The sequence below is a fragment of the Gemmobacter caeruleus genome (assembly GCF_008271655.1).
GTDB lineage: Bacteria > Pseudomonadota > Alphaproteobacteria > Rhodobacterales > Rhodobacteraceae > Gemmobacter > Gemmobacter caeruleus.
The window spans coordinates 282,698-298,301 of record NZ_VKKX01000044.1 but is presented as its reverse complement, the minus strand read 5'-3'; the positions used below and the strand labels follow the sequence as shown (position 1 = coordinate 298,301).

Here is a 15,604-nt window from a genome sequence, read left to right as displayed (position 1 = left end):
GGCCAAGCCGTTTGCCGTGACAATCCGGTGGCAAAAAGCGGCATCATCGCCTAATATTTGTGCAATCACTACTTTGCGCCCAAATATGCGGCGCTTGGCCCCGGTCTTGTCGTTGTCACAGGCACGGGGCATGTCTAGCTGCCAGATTAACAGACAAGGATCCTGACCGTGGCTTTGCGTCTTGCCGAAATTGCCCTCGATCCTCCGGTGCTGCTGGCGCCGCTGGCCGGAATCACCGACCTGCCGTTCCGGCGGCTGGTCGCGTCTTTCGGCGCGGGCCTCGTGGTGAGCGAGATGGTGGCGAGCCAAGAGGTCGTTCAGGCCCGCCCGCTGGCGCGCGCCCGGGCCGAACTGGGCTTTGAGGAGGCCGCGACCAGCGTGCAACTGGCGGGCCGCGACCCCTATTGGATGGCAGAGGCCGCGAAATATGTCGCGGGGCAGGGCGCGCGGGTGATCGACATCAACATGGGCTGCCCGGCCAAGAAGGTGACCAACGGCTATTCCGGCTCGGCCTTGATGAAGGATCTGGATCACGCGCTGACGCTGATCGAGGCGGTGGTCGGCGCGGTCGAGGTGCCGGTCACGCTCAAGACCCGGCTGGGTTGGGATGACGCGCTGATGAACGCGCCCGAACTGGCACGCCGGGCCGAGGGGGCGGGCGTGCGCATGGTGACGATCCATGGCCGCACGCGCTGTCAATTCTACAAAGGGCAGGCCGATTGGGGGGCCATCGCCTCGGTGCGGCAGGCCATCACCGTGCCGCTGATTGCCAATGGCGACATCACCGGCCCCGACAGCGCGGCCGAGGCGCTGCGGCTTTCGGGCGCGGACGGGGTGATGATCGGGCGCGGCGCGCAGGGCCGGCCCTGGCTGCTGGCGCAGGTCGCGGCGGCGCTGTTCGGCCGCCCGGCGCCCGTGGTGCCGCAGGGCGATGCGCTGGCCGACATGATCGTGGGGCATCATCAGGCCATGCTGTCCTTCTACGGGCTGGATCTGGGCATCCGCATCGCGCGCAAGCATCTGGGCTGGTATCTGGAAATGGCGGGGCTGGAGGCCGCACGGGCGGAGTTGATGGCGACCAACAGCCCCGACCGGGTGGCCGCTCTGGTGCGCGCGGCGTTCCGGCATCAGGAAAGGGCCGCCGCATGAAGGGTTTTCGCCAGCCCTATCCGGTGCCGGGGGTGATCTGGGCCTCGCTGCCCATTCCGGCGCTGCTGATCGACGAGGGCGGGCGCATCCTGGAAACCAACCCGGCGGCGGAGCTGTTTCTGAATGCCTCCTCGCGCAGCCTCAAGGGCCAGCCGGTCTTTGACCGCGTCCATATCGACGCCGAGATGGACGAGGCCTGCGCGCGAGCGCGGGCGAACCAGTCGGCGCTGTTCATCAACGATGTCGATGTGACCAGCGGCGAAAAGCCCCCGGTGCAATGCACGGTGCAGGTGGCGCCGATGGCCGACAACCCCGACGTGCTCATGCTGCTGATTTCCCCGCGCGAGATCGCGGACCGGCTGGGCCGCGCGGGGGCCGCCAAGACGGCGGCGAAATCCGCGATCGGCATGGCCGAGATGCTGGCGCATGAGATCAAGAACCCGCTGGCCGGCATCGCGGGCGCGGCGCAACTGCTGTCCATGGGGCTGACGCCCGAGGACCGGGAACTGACCGACCTCATCGTCGAGGAAACCCGCCGCATCGTGAAACTGCTGGAACAGGTGGAGCAGTTCGGCAATGTGCGCCCGCCCGACCGTCGCCCGGTGAACATCCATGACGCGCTGGACCGCGCGCGCAAATCCGCGATCATGGGCTTTGCCGCCCGGATGAAGATCGTCGAGGAATACGACCCCTCGCTGCCGCATACCATGGCCGATCCCGATCAGTTGATGCAGGTCTTCCTCAACCTGATCAAGAACGCCTCCGAGGCGGCAGGGCCGCAGGGCGGCACCATCACCTTGCGCACCCGCTATGACCTGTCGCTGCGCCTGCGCCGCAAGGATGGCACCGGCAAGGCGCTGCCCTTGCAGGTCGAGGTGATCGACGACGGCCCCGGCCTGCCGCCCGGCATCGCCGGCGAGGTGTTCGAACCCTTCGTCTCGGGCAAGGAAAACGGCACGGGGCTGGGCCTCGCGCTGGTGTCGAAGATCGTGACGGAACATGACGGCTGGATCTCGGTGGACAGCGTGCCGGGGCGGACGGTGTTCCGCGTCTCGCTGCCGGTCGTGCCCAGGGAATTGCAGAAGAAGGAAGCTGAGTGATGGATGGCACGGTTCTGGTGGCCGATGACGACCGCACGATCCGCACGGTGCTGACCCAGGCGCTGACGCGGGCGGGGTGCAAGGTGCATGCGACCTCGTCGCTGGTCACGCTGATGCGGTGGGTCGAAGAGGGCAAGGGCGATCTGGTGATCTCCGATGTCGTCATGCCCGATGGCAACGGGCTGGAGGCGCTGCCGCGCATTTCCAACCTGCGGCCCGGCCTGCCGGTGATCGTGATCTCGGCGCAGAATACCATCATGACGGCGATCCAGGCCGCCGAGGCCGAGGCCTTTGATTACCTGCCCAAACCCTTTGACCTGCCCGATCTGATGAAGCGTTCGGCCCGCGCGCTGGATGTGAAGCGCCGCGTGGCCCGGCCCGCGACGCCGGCCCCGCGCGAGGCGGGCGACGATCTGCCGCTGGTGGGGCGCACGCCGGCGATGCAGGCGCTCTACCGGCTGGTCGCGCGGGTGATGAACACCGATCTTCCGGTGCTGATCACCGGCGAAAGCGGCACCGGCAAATCGCTGATCGCGCGGGCGATCCATGATTTTTCCGACCGTCGCACCATGCCCTTTGTGGTGGCGCAGGCCGCCGATCTGGCCAGCATGGACGGCCCGGCGCAGCTTCTGGCGCGGGCGCGCGGCGGCAGTCTGGTCTTTGACGAGGTGGCCGATCTGGATGACGAGGCGCAGGGCCGCATCGTGCGCATGCTCGACATGCTGGGCGACAATGCCCCGCGCATCATGGCCACCTCGCAAAGCGATCTGGCCGGGCGGATGGAGGGCGGCGCCTTCCGGCAGGATCTGTTCTACCGGCTGGGCGGGGTCACGCTGGCGGTGCCGGCCTTGCGGGAGCGGGTCGATGACATTCCGCTGCTGGCCGAACATTTCCTGGCGCGGGGCGAGCGTGATTTCGGCGCCGCGCGCCGCCTGTCTGCCGATGCGCGGGAACTGGTGCGCGCCTATAGCTGGCCGGGCAATGTGCGGCAGCTGGAAAACACGCTCAAGCGGCTGATGGTCACCTCGTCCGAGCCCGAGATCACCCGCGCCGAGGTGGAGGCCGTTCTGGGCAGCCAGCCCTTGCCCGAACCGATGAAGGGCCTGGGAGAGGGCGACAAGCTTTCCGCCTCGGTCGCGCGGCATCTCAAGCGCTATTTCGATCTGCATGGCGGGCAATTGCCGCCGGCGGGGGTCTATAACCGCATTCTGCGCGAAGTCGAGGCGCCGCTGATCGAGATCGCGCTGGATGCCACCGGCGGAAATCAGGCAAAATGTGCCGATCTGCTGGGGATCAACCGCAATACCTTGCGCAAGAAGATCACGGAGCTGGATATTCGCGTGACACGCCGCCGCAAGCTGATGTAAAACAGCAACATATCGCGTGACTTTCGGGCCATGGCCCGAATCTCATGCCAGATATGGCGGCGGGGTCACAGTTGACCCCTGAGATTTAGGGGGTTGGCGGTCTTGCGCGCGGCAATGGCGAGCAACAGTTGGCTGAACAAGCTGGCGCGTCTGCGGCGCCAGCGGCGGCTTCAGACGGCCAGCACGCTGGGGCTGGTGACGCTGGGGCCGGCGCTGGTCGTCGTCACGCTGATGCTGCTCGGGCCGCTCAATACCGACGGGTCGGGCACGGCGCTGCGTCTCGTGCTGCTGGTCGATTTCATCTATATCCTGATCATCGCCGCGCTGGTGCTGGCGCGAGTCGTGCGCATGGTGGCCGACCGCCGCCGCCGCTCTGCCGGGTCGCGGCTGCACCTGCGGCTGACCGGGGTCTTTGCTCTGGTGGCCTTTCTGCCCACGGTGCTGGTCGCGGTCTTTGCGGTGCTGACGGTCAGCGTCGGGTTGGAGGGCTGGTTTTCGGAGCGGGTGCAGCGCGTGGTGGGCGCGTCGCTCGACGCGGCCGAGGCCTATGAGCGCGAGCAGCGCACCGATCTGGTCACCGATGCCGAGGCGCTGGCCGCCTATTTCAATGTGGCCAAGCAATCGAGCTTCTTTCTGGATGACGGGCGGTTGCGCGTCCTGCTGACCGAGGCGCAAAAGACCGTTCAGCGGGGCTTGCGCGAGGCCTATCTGATCGACGGCGCCGGCGAGCTGAAATCGCGTGGCCAAAGCTCTTACCTGTTCGATTTCGAGAAACCGAGCCCCGAAGAACTGGCCCGGGCGCTGCGGGGCGAAACCGTGGTGATTCAGGATTGGGAAAACAACGAATTTCGCGCGCTGGTGCATCTGGATGCCTATGCCGACCGCTATCTCTATGTTTCGCGCGAGGTCGATGGTTCCCTGCTGTCGCTGCTTGATGAAACCAAGGAACAGGTCCGGCTTTACGATCAGGTCGAACATGCGCGCGGGTCGATCCTGTTCGGGGTCGGGCTGCTGTATCTGGGTTTCGCGCTGATCCTGATTCTGGCCGCGGTCTGGCTGGGTCTGTGGTTCGCCGAAAGGCTCAGCCGCCCGGTGGGCCGTCTGGCTGCCGCCGCCGAAAAGGTGGGCGAGGGCAATCTGGACATCCGCGTGATGGAGGAGGAGGGCGATGATGAAATCGCCATGCTGGGCCGCATCTTCAACCAGATGACGCATCAGTTGAAGGGGCAGCGCAATGCGCTGGTCGAAACCCATCGGCAAGAGGCGCAGCGCCGCCGGCTGTTCGATTCGGTGCTGTCCTCGGTCACGGCGGGGGTGATCGGTCTCGATGCCGATGGCGATGTGGATTTCGTGAACCGCGCTGCACAGCGCCTGCTGGATTTCGACGAGGAGGGGCAGAGCGATATCGCCCTGGCGGTGGCGGTGCCGGAGTTTGGCCCGCTGTTCGAACGGCTGCGCGACACCGACGGCGCCGCCTTGCAGGAGGAGGTGCGCCTGTCGCGCAATGGCCGGATGGAGATCCTGCTGGTGCGCATGTCGGGGCGCCGCAGCGGCGCGGGCGCGCTGGAGGGCTATGTGGTGGCCTTTGACGATGTGACCGATCTGGTCGGCGCGCAGCGCATGGCCGCCTGGGGCGATGTCGCCCGCCGCATCGCGCATGAGATCAAGAACCCGCTCACCCCGATTCAGCTTTCGGCCGAGCGCATCAAGCGCAAGTTCCGCCGCGAGGTGGCCGAGCCGGAGGAGCTGGAGCAACTGGCCGATGTGATCGTGCGTCAGACCAATGACCTGCGCCGCATCGTGGACGAATTCTCCAAATTCGCGCGCATGCCCGAACCGGACCGGCGCGAGACCGATCTGGTCAAGCTGCTGCGCGATGCGGTCACGCTTCAGGCCGCGGGCCAGCCCGATGTCACCATCACCGCCGATCTGCCAGAGGGGCCGGTCATGCTTGACCTCGATGCGACGATGATCGGCCAGGCGATGACCAACCTGATCAAGAATGCCGGCGAGGCGATCGAGGGCATGCAGGAGCGCGGCGCACCGCCCGGCTACCGCCCCGAGATCCGCCTGCGCCTGGCCGTGACCGAGGATCAGGCCGAGATCACCGTGGCCGATAATGGCTGCGGCCTGCCGCCCGACCGCACGCGGCTGTTCGAGCCCTATGTGACGACGCGGGAAAAGGGCACCGGCCTTGGCCTGCCCATCGTGAAGAAGATCATTGAGGAACATGGCGGCACGCTGGCGCTGACCGACGCGCCGCCTTTTTCAGACAACGCCCATTCCGGCGCCCAGGCAGAGATTATTCTGCCCCGCGGGCAGGCCCGCATCACGCGCCGGGGGCGGCACGCAGCCGTGGGAGGCCAGGGGGACGCATGAGCATTCTGATTGTCGATGACGAACGCGATATCCGGGAATTGATCGGGGATATCCTGCGCGACGAGGGGTTCACGGTGCGGCTGGCGGCGAATGCCGATGATTGCATGGCCGCGATCAACGCCGAACAGCCGGCGCTGATGATCCTCGACATCTGGCTGAAGGACAGCCGGATGGACGGGATCGACATCCTCAAGACCGTCAAGCGCGACAATCCCGATGTGCCGGTGGTCATCATCTCGGGCCATGGCAATATCGAGATCGCGGTGGCGGCGATCAAGCAGGGCGCCTATGACTTCATCGAAAAGCCGTTCAACATTGATCAGTTGATGGTGGTGGTCAGCCGCGCGATGGAAACCTCGCGCCTGCGGCGGGAAAACAGCGAATTGCGCCGCCGCGACGTGACCTCGTCCGAGATGTTGGGGTCATCGGCGGCGTTCCGGCTGCTCAAGACCCAGCTTGAAAAGGTGACCAAGTCGAACGGGCGGGTGATGCTGACCGGTCCCGCCGGATCGGGCAAGGAAATGGCCGCGCGCTATATCCATGCCCATTCCAACCGCGCCGGTGCCGCCTTTGTCACCGTCAGTTCCGCCGCGATCGAGCCGGAGCGGATGGAGGAGGTGCTGTTCGGCCGCGAGACCCCCGAACGCGGGGTGGAGCCGGGGCTGCTGGAACAGGCCCATGGCGGCATCGTCTATTTCGACGAGGTGGCCGACATGCCGCTGGGCACGCAGTCCAAGATCCTGCGCGTGCTGGTGGAACAGCAATTCACCCGCGCCGGCGGGCAGGACAAGGTGCGCGTCGATCTGCGCGTCATCTCCTCCACCACGCGCGATCTGCGCAACGAGATTCAGGCCGGCCGCTTCCGGCAGGAATTGTATGACCGGTTGAATGTGGTGCCGATCGTGGTGCCCGCGCTGGAGGACCGGCGAGAGGATATCCCCGAACTGACCCGCCATTTCATCGACCTCTTTCACCGCAGCCAGGGCCTGCCGCTGCGCGATCTGTCCTCGGATGCCGAGGCGATGCTGCAAACGATGCGCTGGCCGGGCAATGTGCGCCAACTACGCAATGTGATCGAGCGGGTGCTGATCCTGGGCGAGGGCAGCGGCCCGATCGAGGCGCGCGAATTGCCGGGCCAGGATTCCGGCCATGGCGAGGATGGGCGGCTGGTGATCGGCGGGCAACTTGCGACGCTGCCGCTGCGCGAGGCGCGCGAGCTGTTCGAAAAGGAATATCTGCTGACCCAGATCAACCGCTTTGGCGGCAATATCAGCCGCACCGCCGCCTTTGTCGGCATGGAACGCAGCGCTTTGCACCGCAAGCTGAAATCGCTGGGCGTGGTGACAGGCGCCAAGGGCCGCAGCGAGGATGACGAGGGCGAGGAGTGAGGGGACGCCTGGACCCAACCCTCGCGGCAACGCTTTGTCTTGCGGCCCGGCCCGTGATGGCCGAACCGGCATTTCCATTCGATCCCGACCGGCTTTTCGCCGATCATGCCGCACTGGTGGAACATCTGTCCGATGGCAGCGAGCGTCTGCAAATGCCAGGCGGGGTTGAGGTGACGCGGCGGGACGGCGATATCAGCGCCATTGATGTGTCGGGGAAAGGTGCCGTCGGCTGCATGTCGTTGTTATTGGCCGAGTTGGGAGCCGCATTGCGCCTGTGTGATCTCCATCCGGGCCCTGAATTGTTCGAGATGCAGAAACGCCTGGCACAAGTCATCACCTTTTCCGCCAAGAACGCCTATCCACCAATATCAGAGAACGACCTGCGAGCCTTGCTTTCAAGACAGCTTGCAGCAAGACCGGCTGATTTCTGCGCGGCCTTCACCCCAGAGAATGATCTCGATCTGGAGCGGATCAAGGCCGATTTCCTGCGTGACCTGACACCAAGTTCATTGAATGCTGCGCTGCAAACCCCACGTCTGCCAGTCATAAACCCCTGTTTCTGACCCGTCCCGCATCCTTGACCCCATCCCGCGCCCATGCCATGCCTTGACCCGACCAAGGCCGGGAGAAGCCCATGAAGGTGATCATCTGTGGCGCGGGGCAGGTGGGCTGGCAGATCGCCCGGCACCTCTCGGGCGAACGCAATGACGTGACGGTGGTGGACAACAACCCCGAACTGGTGCGCCGCGCCACTGAAACGCTGGATGTGCAGGGCGTGACCGGCTTTGCCTCTTACCCTGACATTCTGGAAAAGGCCGGCGCGCGGGATGCCGACATGATCATCGCCGCCACCCATTCCGACGAGGTGAACATGGTCACCTGTCAGGTGGCGCATTCGGTCTTTGGCGTGCCGCGCAAGATCGCCCGGCTGCGGGCGCAGAACTATCTCATTCCCGCCTATGACGATCTCTATCGCCGCGATCACCTGCCCATCGACGTCGTGATCTCGCCCGAGCGCGAGGTGGCCGAGGCCGCGATGCAGCGCCTTGCCGCGCCCGCGACCTTTGATACCGAAAGCTTTCTGAACGGCCGGGCGCAGCTATTGGGTATTGCGCTGGACGAGGATTGCCCGGTGCTGAACACGCCGCTGCGGCAGTTGACGGAACTGTTCTCTACGCTTTCCGCCATCGTGGTGGGGGTGCGGCGCGGCGGGCGGCTGTTCGCGCCCGAACCCGGTGACCAGCTGTTCCCCGATGACCAGATCTATGTCTTTGTCCAGTCGCAGGATGTGAACCGCACGCTGGAGGTGTTCGGCAAGACCACCCGCAAGCAGGAACGCATCGTGATCGTCGGCGGCGGCAATGTGGGCCTCGCCGTGGCCCGCGCGCTGGAGGCCCGCACCGACCGCATCCGCGCCAAGGTGATCGAGATGAGCCGCCCGCGCGCCGAACTGGCGGCCGACAGCCTGACCCGGACCATCGTGCTGAATGGCGACGGGCTGGATATCGACCTGCTGATGGAGGCCAATGTCGATCGCGCCGATGCGGTTCTGGCGGTGACCGATGACGACAAGACCAACATGCTGGTCGCAGTGCGCGCCAAGGCCGCCGGGGCCTCGCTCTCGATCGCGCTGGTGAACGATCCGACGCTGGTGCCGCTGCTGGCGGAGCTGGATATCGACGCCTATATCAACCCGCGCGCGACCACTGTGTCGTCGATCCTGCGCCATGTGCGCCATGGCCGGGTGCGGGCGATCTACTCCATCGGCGATGCCGAGGCCGAGCTGATCGAGGCGCAGGTGCTGGGCACCTCGCCGCTGGCCGGGCGGCTGGTGCGCGACATCGAGTTTCCCGAAGGCGTGCTGGTCGGTGCGGTGATGAAGGGCGACAAGGTGCTGAAGCCTACCGGCGATGTCCGCATCGACGAGGGCGACGTGATCGCCATGTTCGCCATGGCCAAGGACGTGCCCGAGGTGGAGCGGCTTTTGCAAGTCTCGGTCGATTTCTTCTGACGATGCGGGCGCTGCGCACCCTTCCCTTGCTGGTGCTGCTGATGGCGCTGACGGCACTGGCCATGCTGGTGCCGGCGGCGCATGCGCTGGTGCTCGGCCAGCATGATGCGGGGCGGCCGTTCTTTTATGGCGCGCTGGTGATCGGCATCCTGGCGGCGATGATCGGCATTGCCAGCGCGAACCGCCGCCCGCGCGACCTGCGCCACAGCCATCTGCGCGCCATGGTCGTGGCCTATCTGGTCTTGCCGCCGCTGATGGCCTGGCCCTTCCGCGAGGCGGTGCCCGACACCACCTTTGCGAATGCCTGGTTCGAGATGCTGTCGAGCTTCACCACCACCGGCGCCACGCTCTATGACACGCCCGGCCGTCTGCCCGCCAGCCTGCATCTGTGGCGCGCGCTGGTCGGCTGGCTGGGCGGGTTCTTCATCCTGGTCATGGCGGTCGCGGTGCTTTTGCCGATGAACCTCGGCGGGATGGAGGTGCTGACGGGCCGGTCGGGGGCTACCCGGGCGCCGCAGATTCGCCAGGTCGCCGATCCGCGTGAACGGCTGGAGCGTTTCGCCCTGATGCTGCTGCCGCCCTATGCGGGTTTCACACTCTTGCTCTGGCTCGGACTGGTGCTGGCGGGCGAGACCGGCTTTCACGGGCTGTGCCTGGCGATGGCGACGCTGTCCACCTCGGGCATCCTGCCCGACGGGGCGCAGGGCGTGGCGCAATCGGGCATCTGGGGCGAGATCCTGATCGCGGGCTTTCTGTTCATGGCGCTGACGCGGCGCAGCTATCCGGGGGGGCTGTTCGGCGAAGGCAACCTGCCGGTCTGGCGCGACCCGGAACTGCGCATGGCGCTGGCCATCGTCGCCAGCGTCACCGGCGTGTTGTTCCTGCGCCACTGGATCGGCGCCATCGAGAACCGCGAGGGCGCCGACCTGACCGCCCTTCTGTCGGTGCTGTGGAGCACGGCTTTCACCACGCTGTCCTTCCTGACCACGACCGGATTGCCGGCCGAGGAATGGGCCACCGCGCGCATCTGGTCGGGGCTGGAAACCCATGGCCTGATCTTCATGGGCCTGGCCATCATCGGCGGCGGTGTCGCCACCACGGCGGGCGGGGTCAAGCTGTTGCGGGTCTATGCGCTGTTCCGCCATGGCCAGCGCGAGATGGAGCGGCTGATCCACCCGCATTCCATCGGCGGCGGCGGATCGCTGGCCCGGCAGTTGCGCGGCGAAGGGGCGCAGATGGCCTGGGTCTTTTTCATGCTGTTCGCGCTGTCCATCGCGGTGGTGGTGGGCGCGCTGACGCTGACGGGGATGGATTTCGACCCGGCGCTGATCCTCGGGATCTCGGCGCTGTCCACTACGGGGCCGCTGGCGGGCTATGCCGGCGAATTGCCGGTGCGCTATGCCGAGCTTGGGATTTGGGCCAAGGCGATCCTCGGGGCCGCGATGATTCTGGGCCGGGTCGAGGCGCTGGCGGTGCTGGCGATGCTTGCGCCCGAACAATGGCGGCGCTGATCCGGTAACATCCCGTTTTTTGGGCTGGAATCTCTCACCTTTGCCAGACATACTGATTCTGCCGCCAACCGGAACGGGGGTCGGTGGCACAAGACCCGCACGACATAAAAAAAGGCAAAAAAAATGGCTGCCGACAAACAGAATTTGCAGGACGCATTCCTCAATCATGTGCGCAAGGCCAAGGTGCCTGTCACGATCTTTCTCATCAACGGGGTGAAACTTCAGGGGGTTATCACCTGGTTTGACAATTTCTGTGTGCTGCTGCGCCGGGACGGGCAGTCGCAACTGGTCTACAAGCACGCGATCTCCACGATCATGCCGGGGGCGCCGATCAACCTTTACGAAGGTGAAGACTGATTTCCGACCTGCCTGACGAGGACGATGACGCATTCGGCCCGTTGTCGCATGACAGCGGGGTGGATTCGCATGACACCGCGGCGGCGCCGACGCGGGCCTGGATCGTGCATCCCGATCTGCGCGCGGCGCAGAGCCGGCGCCTGCCCGAACACGGGCTGGCCGAGGCGGTGTCGCTGGCCGCCGCCCTGCCGGGGATGGAGGTTCAGGGCGCCGAGGTGGTGCGGCTGACCCGGCTGCATCCCGGCACCCTGTTCGGATCCGGCAAGGTGGAGGAGCTGAAGACCCGCTTTGCCGAGGCCGGGGTTGACCTCGTGCTGATCGACGGGCCGGTCTCGCCGATCCAGCAGCGCAATCTGGAAAAGGCCTGGGGGGTCAAGCTGCTGGACCGCACCAGCCTGATCCTGGAGATTTTCGCCGATCGCGCCCGCACCCGCGAAGGGGTGTTGCAGGTGGAACTCGCCGCGCTCAGCTATCAGCGCACGCGGCTGGTGCGGGCCTGGACCCACCTGGAACGCCAGCGCGGCGGTTTCGGTTTTGTCGGCGGCCCGGGCGAGACGCAGAAAGAGGCCGACCGCCGCGCCATCGACGATCAGGTGATCCGCATTCGCCGCCAGCTGGAAAAGGTGGTGAAAACGCGCGAGCTGCATCGCAGCGCCCGGCGCAAGGTGCCGTTCCCGGTGGTGGCGCTGGTGGGCTATACCAATGCCGGCAAATCGACGCTGTTCAACCGCGCGACCGGGGCCGAGGTGCTGGCCAAGGACATGCTGTTTGCCACGCTTGACCCGACGATGCGCGGGGTCACGCTGCCTTCGGGGCGCAAGGTCATCCTGTCCGATACGGTGGGCTTCATCTCGGATCTGCCGACGCAACTGGTGGCCGCCTTCCGCGCGACGCTGGAGGAGGTGCTGGAGGCCGACCTGATCCTGCATGTGCGCGACATCGCCCATCCCGAAAGCGCCGAACAGGCCGCCGATGTGACCGACATTCTGGCCAGCCTTGGCGTCAAGGGCGAAACCCCGATGATCGAGGTCTGGAACAAGCTCGATCTGCTGGATGCAGCTACCCGCGACCGGCTGGTGGCGCAGGCCGCCACCCGCGACAATGTGCTGGCGGTCAGCGCGCTGACCGGGGCCGGGCTGGACGATCTGCTGGCGGCGATTTCCGCGGCCTTTGACGAGGAAAAGACCGAACGCCTGCTGCATCTGCCGTTCAGCGACGGCCGCCGCCGTGCCTGGCTGCATGCCGAAGGGGTGGTGCAGGCTGAAACCCAGGGCGAAGACGGCTGGGATATCGCGGTCTTGTGGACCGCGCGGCAGGAAAAGCGCTGGCGCGACCTTTAGCTGTCGCGCCGCAGATAGACGCTGTCGCACCATTCGTCGCGCCACAGCAATGTGCGTTCCGCGCGATGGGTTTCGACAAAGCCCAGCCGCCCCAACAGCCGCAACGAAGCCGCATTGCGCGGATCGACCTCTGCGATCAGCGCGGTCACCTCGGGCCGCGTCTGCGCCAGATACGCGATCACCGCCTCCATCGCCTCGCGCGCAAGGCCCTGGCCCCAATGATCGGGATACAGCAGAAAGCCCACCTCGGGCAGGCGCCAGGCCCCGGCCTTGCCGATCACCACCCCGTCCTTTTCAATCAGGAAATCCACGCTGTCGGGCGCCGGTTCCACCAGAAAGCGCAGCCAGTGGCGGGTTTCCTCCAGCGTCTCATGTTCGGGTCGCGACCAGTAGCGCATCGCCGCCGGGTTGGAAAACAGCCGATGCGCCGCCGCCAGATCATCCCATTTCGCGGGGCGCAGGATCAGCCGGGGCGTGCGCAGCACCGTCATGGCGCGGCCGGGGTCAGCACCATGTCCCCGACCGAGGCGGCGCGCGCCAGTTGGGGATCAAGGCTCATGGGGATATATTCGCCGCGGCGCCAGCGTTCGCCCAGATTGTCGTAATGCCGGCTGAGCGGATGACCCGATTGCCCGGTGGAGATGATGAAGACCGAACTGTCGGGGTCGCCGAAATCGTAGACCCCGCGATAGCCCGCGCCATGCACGTTGAGGAACGGGTCGTCGCCGGTGCCGCTGGTGCGGCCGCGCATGAGCGTGTGGTCATCGCCGCTGGTGCTTTGCCGGATATTGACGAAATATTTCAACACCGGCACATCGCCCAGCACCGGATGATCCTGCGCCGCCTGATGCAGATCGCCCCATCGCCAGCTTTCCACATTCGGCCCGTATCTCTCCGACAGGCGCAACAGCGCCTCGTCCAGCGCGATGCGCGCCAGGTCGGAACAGCTTTCGACCACCGCCGATTGCACCACATCGCACCAGGCGCCGGCGCCATCGAGATTGCGATAGACCCGTTCCAGGAAAACCGGGTCGAAATGGGTGAATTCATCGGCCATCGGCCCGATATCGTCGCGGATCAGCCGGTCTTGCAGGCTGCGCATCCAGGCCTGATAGATCAGCGGCTCGGGCAGATGTTCGTTCATCTCGCCGTTCCATTTCGCCATCAGATCCAGCGCGCGCTGGCGCAGCCGTTCGGGCGTGCCCTTGGGCGCGGCCTCGCCGGTGAACCACAGATCGGCCCCGATGAGCGGCAAGAGCGTGCGCGCGGCCGGGCTGACCGTATCGAGCTGCGCCTCGATGAAGCTTTCGCGCGTATGCACCTCGCGGGTTTTCATCAGCGTCAGCCAGCGCTGGATGCGCTGCGTATCGCCCCAGTCAAAGCTCAGATGCTGCGGAAAGGGGCGGTCGATGGTCTTGTTGTTGGTATTGCCCAGAATGCCGGTGACCGGATCGACGAAGCGCGGATTGTCTTCATAGGGCGCCAGGCCCAGCCAGCGGTTTTCGGCCTTCCAGCCAAGCGCGGGCATCCGGCCCTGGGTCTCGTTGCGGGCATCACGCAGCGGCACGGCGCCGATCACCTGCATGGCGATGCCGTCGCGATCGGCCAGCATCAGGTTCTGGGTCGGCGCGACGAAAAGCTTGCCCGCCTCCATCGCCTCGGCGCGGGTGGTGGCCCGCATCATGTGGATCGCGGCGGTCATCGTCGTGTCCTGCCCGGTCAGCGCCGTCCAGCGAATCGCCGCGACATGCCCGGCCGGGGTGACCGAGGCCAGATCGTAATGCGACCCCGGCAGCACCACGCCATTGTCGGTCCAGCGCAGCGTCAGCGTCACCGGCGCGCTGTCCTTGACCTGCACGATGGTCCGGCGCTTTTCAAAGGTCTTCCAGCCGTCGGGCGTGCGGTATTCCTCGGGATTGGCCGGGTTCACCTCTTCGATGAACACGTCCTGATCATCGACATAGGCCGAGGTCAGGCCCCAGCCGAGGTTTTCCTTGCGCCCGATCAGCACCGCCGGCACGCCCGGAATGGTCGCGCCGATCACGCCGCCCGATTGCAGTTCCAGCCGCGCCAGATACCACAGCGTCGGCGCGGTAAAGCCCAGATGCGGATCATTGGCCAGCAGCGAGCCGCCGGCGGCCGAACGCGACGGCGCGGCCGCCCAGGCATTCGACGCCCCCGACAGATCGCGCGGCGGCACCGGCGAAAGCGGGTCCGCCGCCAGCCGCATCGGCGCCTGCGACGGGAACGCACCGGGCATCAGGCTGGCATAATCGGGCAGGGCGGCGACGCCCGCGCCCGGCGCATCGGGCAGGATGTCGCGCAACCGCGCACCGGGCAGCAGCATCGACATGCGCGCGCGCAGCACCTCGTTTTCCAGCTGGCCCGAAAGTTGCAGCGCCATCAGCTTGAGAATGGCGAGGCTGTCGCTCGGCTGCCAGGCCGCGATCTCGTTGGAAAAGAAAAAGAACTCGGGCGCCCCGCGGCCCCGCGCGCCCAGATTGACCTGCTCGATCCAGGCATTCACCCCGGCGGAATAGGCCTCCAGCGCGGCGCGGGTCTCGTCATCCTGCACCGCCAGCGATTGCCGGGCCAGCGTCTCGAAATCATAGCGGCGCAGCAATTCGTCGATCTTGACGGTGCGCTGACCGAACAGTTCCGACAGGCGCCCTTCGGCGGTGCGGCGCAGCATGGTCATCTGCCACAGACGATCCTGCGCATGGGCAAAGCCAAGCGCGAAGAACACATCCGCATCGGTCTTGCCAAAGATATGCGGCACATTGTCGTTGTTGCGCACCACATCCACCGGTGCCGACAGGCCGGACAGGGTGAAATCCTCGTCGTAATCCGGCAGGGACCGCGACAGAAACCAGTACACAATGGCCGTCGCCAGCACCGTAAGCACGATCAGCCCGGTGACGATGCGGCTGAGCCAGCGGAAAAGCGTAAGCAAGGGGAGCCGTCCTTGACCTTGGATGCAAGTTGGTTTCCTAGTCGAAACC

12 protein-coding genes are annotated in these 15,604 nt (G+C 66.0%); 10 read left to right on the top strand and 2 right to left on the bottom strand.

Going from position 1 to position 15,604, the window contains the following annotated elements:
• Positions 1-168 precede the first annotated feature (168 nt).
• The 10 genes from dusB to hflX all read left to right on the top strand — a co-directional run bounded on the left by dusB (position 169) and on the right by hflX (position 12,602).
• Positions 169-1,149: a tRNA dihydrouridine synthase DusB gene (dusB, locus tag FOA17_RS14725; RefSeq protein ID WP_149142258.1), complete on the top strand. Its 981-nt coding sequence runs from the start codon at positions 169-171 to the stop codon at positions 1,147-1,149.
• Positions 1,146-2,249, top strand: coding sequence for a two-component system sensor histidine kinase NtrB (locus tag FOA17_RS14720; protein ID WP_149142257.1), 1,104 nt, complete (start codon positions 1,146-1,148; stop codon positions 2,247-2,249). The genes dusB and FOA17_RS14720 overlap by 4 nt, the downstream gene beginning before the upstream one ends.
• The gene (locus tag FOA17_RS14715; RefSeq protein WP_149142256.1) at positions 2,249-3,616 is read left to right on the top strand and encodes a response regulator; all 1,368 of its coding nucleotides are present in this window, start codon (positions 2,249-2,251) and stop codon (positions 3,614-3,616) included. Before FOA17_RS14720 ends, FOA17_RS14715 begins: the two co-directional genes overlap by 1 nt.
• Positions 3,617-3,730: 114 nt before the next feature.
• Positions 3,731-5,995: a sensor histidine kinase NtrY-like gene (locus FOA17_RS14710; protein ID WP_149142255.1), complete on the top strand. Its 2,265-nt coding sequence runs from the start codon at positions 3,731-3,733 to the stop codon at positions 5,993-5,995.
• Positions 5,992-7,383 carry a nitrogen assimilation response regulator NtrX gene (ntrX, locus tag FOA17_RS14705; RefSeq protein WP_149142254.1) on the top strand — a complete coding sequence of 464 codons (1,392 nt, stop codon included), beginning with the start codon at positions 5,992-5,994 and terminating at the stop codon, positions 7,381-7,383. The genes FOA17_RS14710 and ntrX overlap by 4 nt, the downstream gene beginning before the upstream one ends.
• Positions 7,384-7,439: 56 nt before the next feature.
• On the top strand, positions 7,440-7,946 hold the full coding sequence (locus FOA17_RS14700; protein WP_149142253.1) for a hypothetical protein: 507 nt from the start codon (positions 7,440-7,442) through the stop codon (positions 7,944-7,946).
• A gap of 71 nt (positions 7,947-8,017) precedes the next feature.
• Positions 8,018-9,394 carry a Trk system potassium transporter TrkA gene (gene trkA, locus FOA17_RS14695; protein WP_149142252.1) on the top strand — a complete coding sequence of 459 codons (1,377 nt, stop codon included), beginning with the start codon at positions 8,018-8,020 and terminating at the stop codon, positions 9,392-9,394.
• A gap of 2 nt (positions 9,395-9,396) precedes the next feature.
• On the top strand, positions 9,397-10,905 hold the full coding sequence (locus FOA17_RS14690) for a TrkH family potassium uptake protein (protein ID WP_149142251.1): 1,509 nt from the start codon (positions 9,397-9,399) through the stop codon (positions 10,903-10,905).
• Between the two features lie 123 nt (positions 10,906-11,028).
• Positions 11,029-11,262 (top strand): RNA chaperone Hfq, encoded by a 234-nt coding sequence (gene hfq / locus FOA17_RS14685; protein WP_054303569.1) that lies wholly within the window; start codon positions 11,029-11,031, stop codon positions 11,260-11,262.
• 41 nt (positions 11,263-11,303) lie between these two features.
• Positions 11,304-12,602, top strand: a complete 1,299-nt coding sequence (hflX, locus tag FOA17_RS14680) for a GTPase HflX (RefSeq protein WP_238991832.1) — start codon at positions 11,304-11,306, stop codon at positions 12,600-12,602.
• On the opposite strand, the gene FOA17_RS14675 is transcribed toward hflX, so the two are convergent.
• Together FOA17_RS14675 and FOA17_RS14670 are read right to left on the bottom strand one after the other, a co-directional pair.
• Positions 12,599-13,093 carry a GNAT family N-acetyltransferase gene (locus FOA17_RS14675; protein ID WP_149142249.1) on the bottom strand — a complete coding sequence of 165 codons (495 nt, stop codon included), beginning with the start codon at positions 13,091-13,093 and terminating at the stop codon, positions 12,599-12,601. The genes hflX and FOA17_RS14675 overlap by 4 nt on opposite strands.
• Positions 13,090-15,555: a penicillin acylase family protein gene (locus FOA17_RS14670; RefSeq protein ID WP_149142248.1), complete on the bottom strand. Its 2,466-nt coding sequence runs from the start codon at positions 15,553-15,555 to the stop codon at positions 13,090-13,092. Before FOA17_RS14670 ends, FOA17_RS14675 begins: the two co-directional genes overlap by 4 nt.
• Positions 15,556-15,604: the final 49 nt, after the last annotated feature.

Excerpts from the sequence above, each read along its gene's own strand:
- FOA17_RS14690 (WP_149142251.1), top strand. The coding sequence starts at position 9,397 with ATGCGGGCGCTGCGCACCCTTCCCTTGCTGGTGCTGCTGATGGCGCTG.
- FOA17_RS14675 (WP_149142249.1), bottom strand. The coding sequence starts at position 13,093 with ATGACGGTGCTGCGCACGCCCCGGCTGATCCTGCGCCCCGCGAAATGG.
- FOA17_RS14710 (WP_149142255.1), top strand. The coding sequence starts at position 3,731 with ATGGCGAGCAACAGTTGGCTGAACAAGCTGGCGCGTCTGCGGCGCCAG.
- hfq (WP_054303569.1), top strand. The coding sequence starts at position 11,029 with ATGGCTGCCGACAAACAGAATTTGCAGGACGCATTCCTCAATCATGTG.
- FOA17_RS14720 (WP_149142257.1), top strand. The coding sequence starts at position 1,146 with ATGAAGGGTTTTCGCCAGCCCTATCCGGTGCCGGGGGTGATCTGGGCC.
- trkA (WP_149142252.1), top strand. The coding sequence starts at position 8,018 with ATGAAGGTGATCATCTGTGGCGCGGGGCAGGTGGGCTGGCAGATCGCC.
- FOA17_RS14700 (WP_149142253.1), top strand. The coding sequence starts at position 7,440 with ATGGCCGAACCGGCATTTCCATTCGATCCCGACCGGCTTTTCGCCGAT.
- FOA17_RS14715 (WP_149142256.1), top strand. The coding sequence starts at position 2,249 with ATGGATGGCACGGTTCTGGTGGCCGATGACGACCGCACGATCCGCACG.
- ntrX (WP_149142254.1), top strand. The coding sequence starts at position 5,992 with ATGAGCATTCTGATTGTCGATGACGAACGCGATATCCGGGAATTGATC.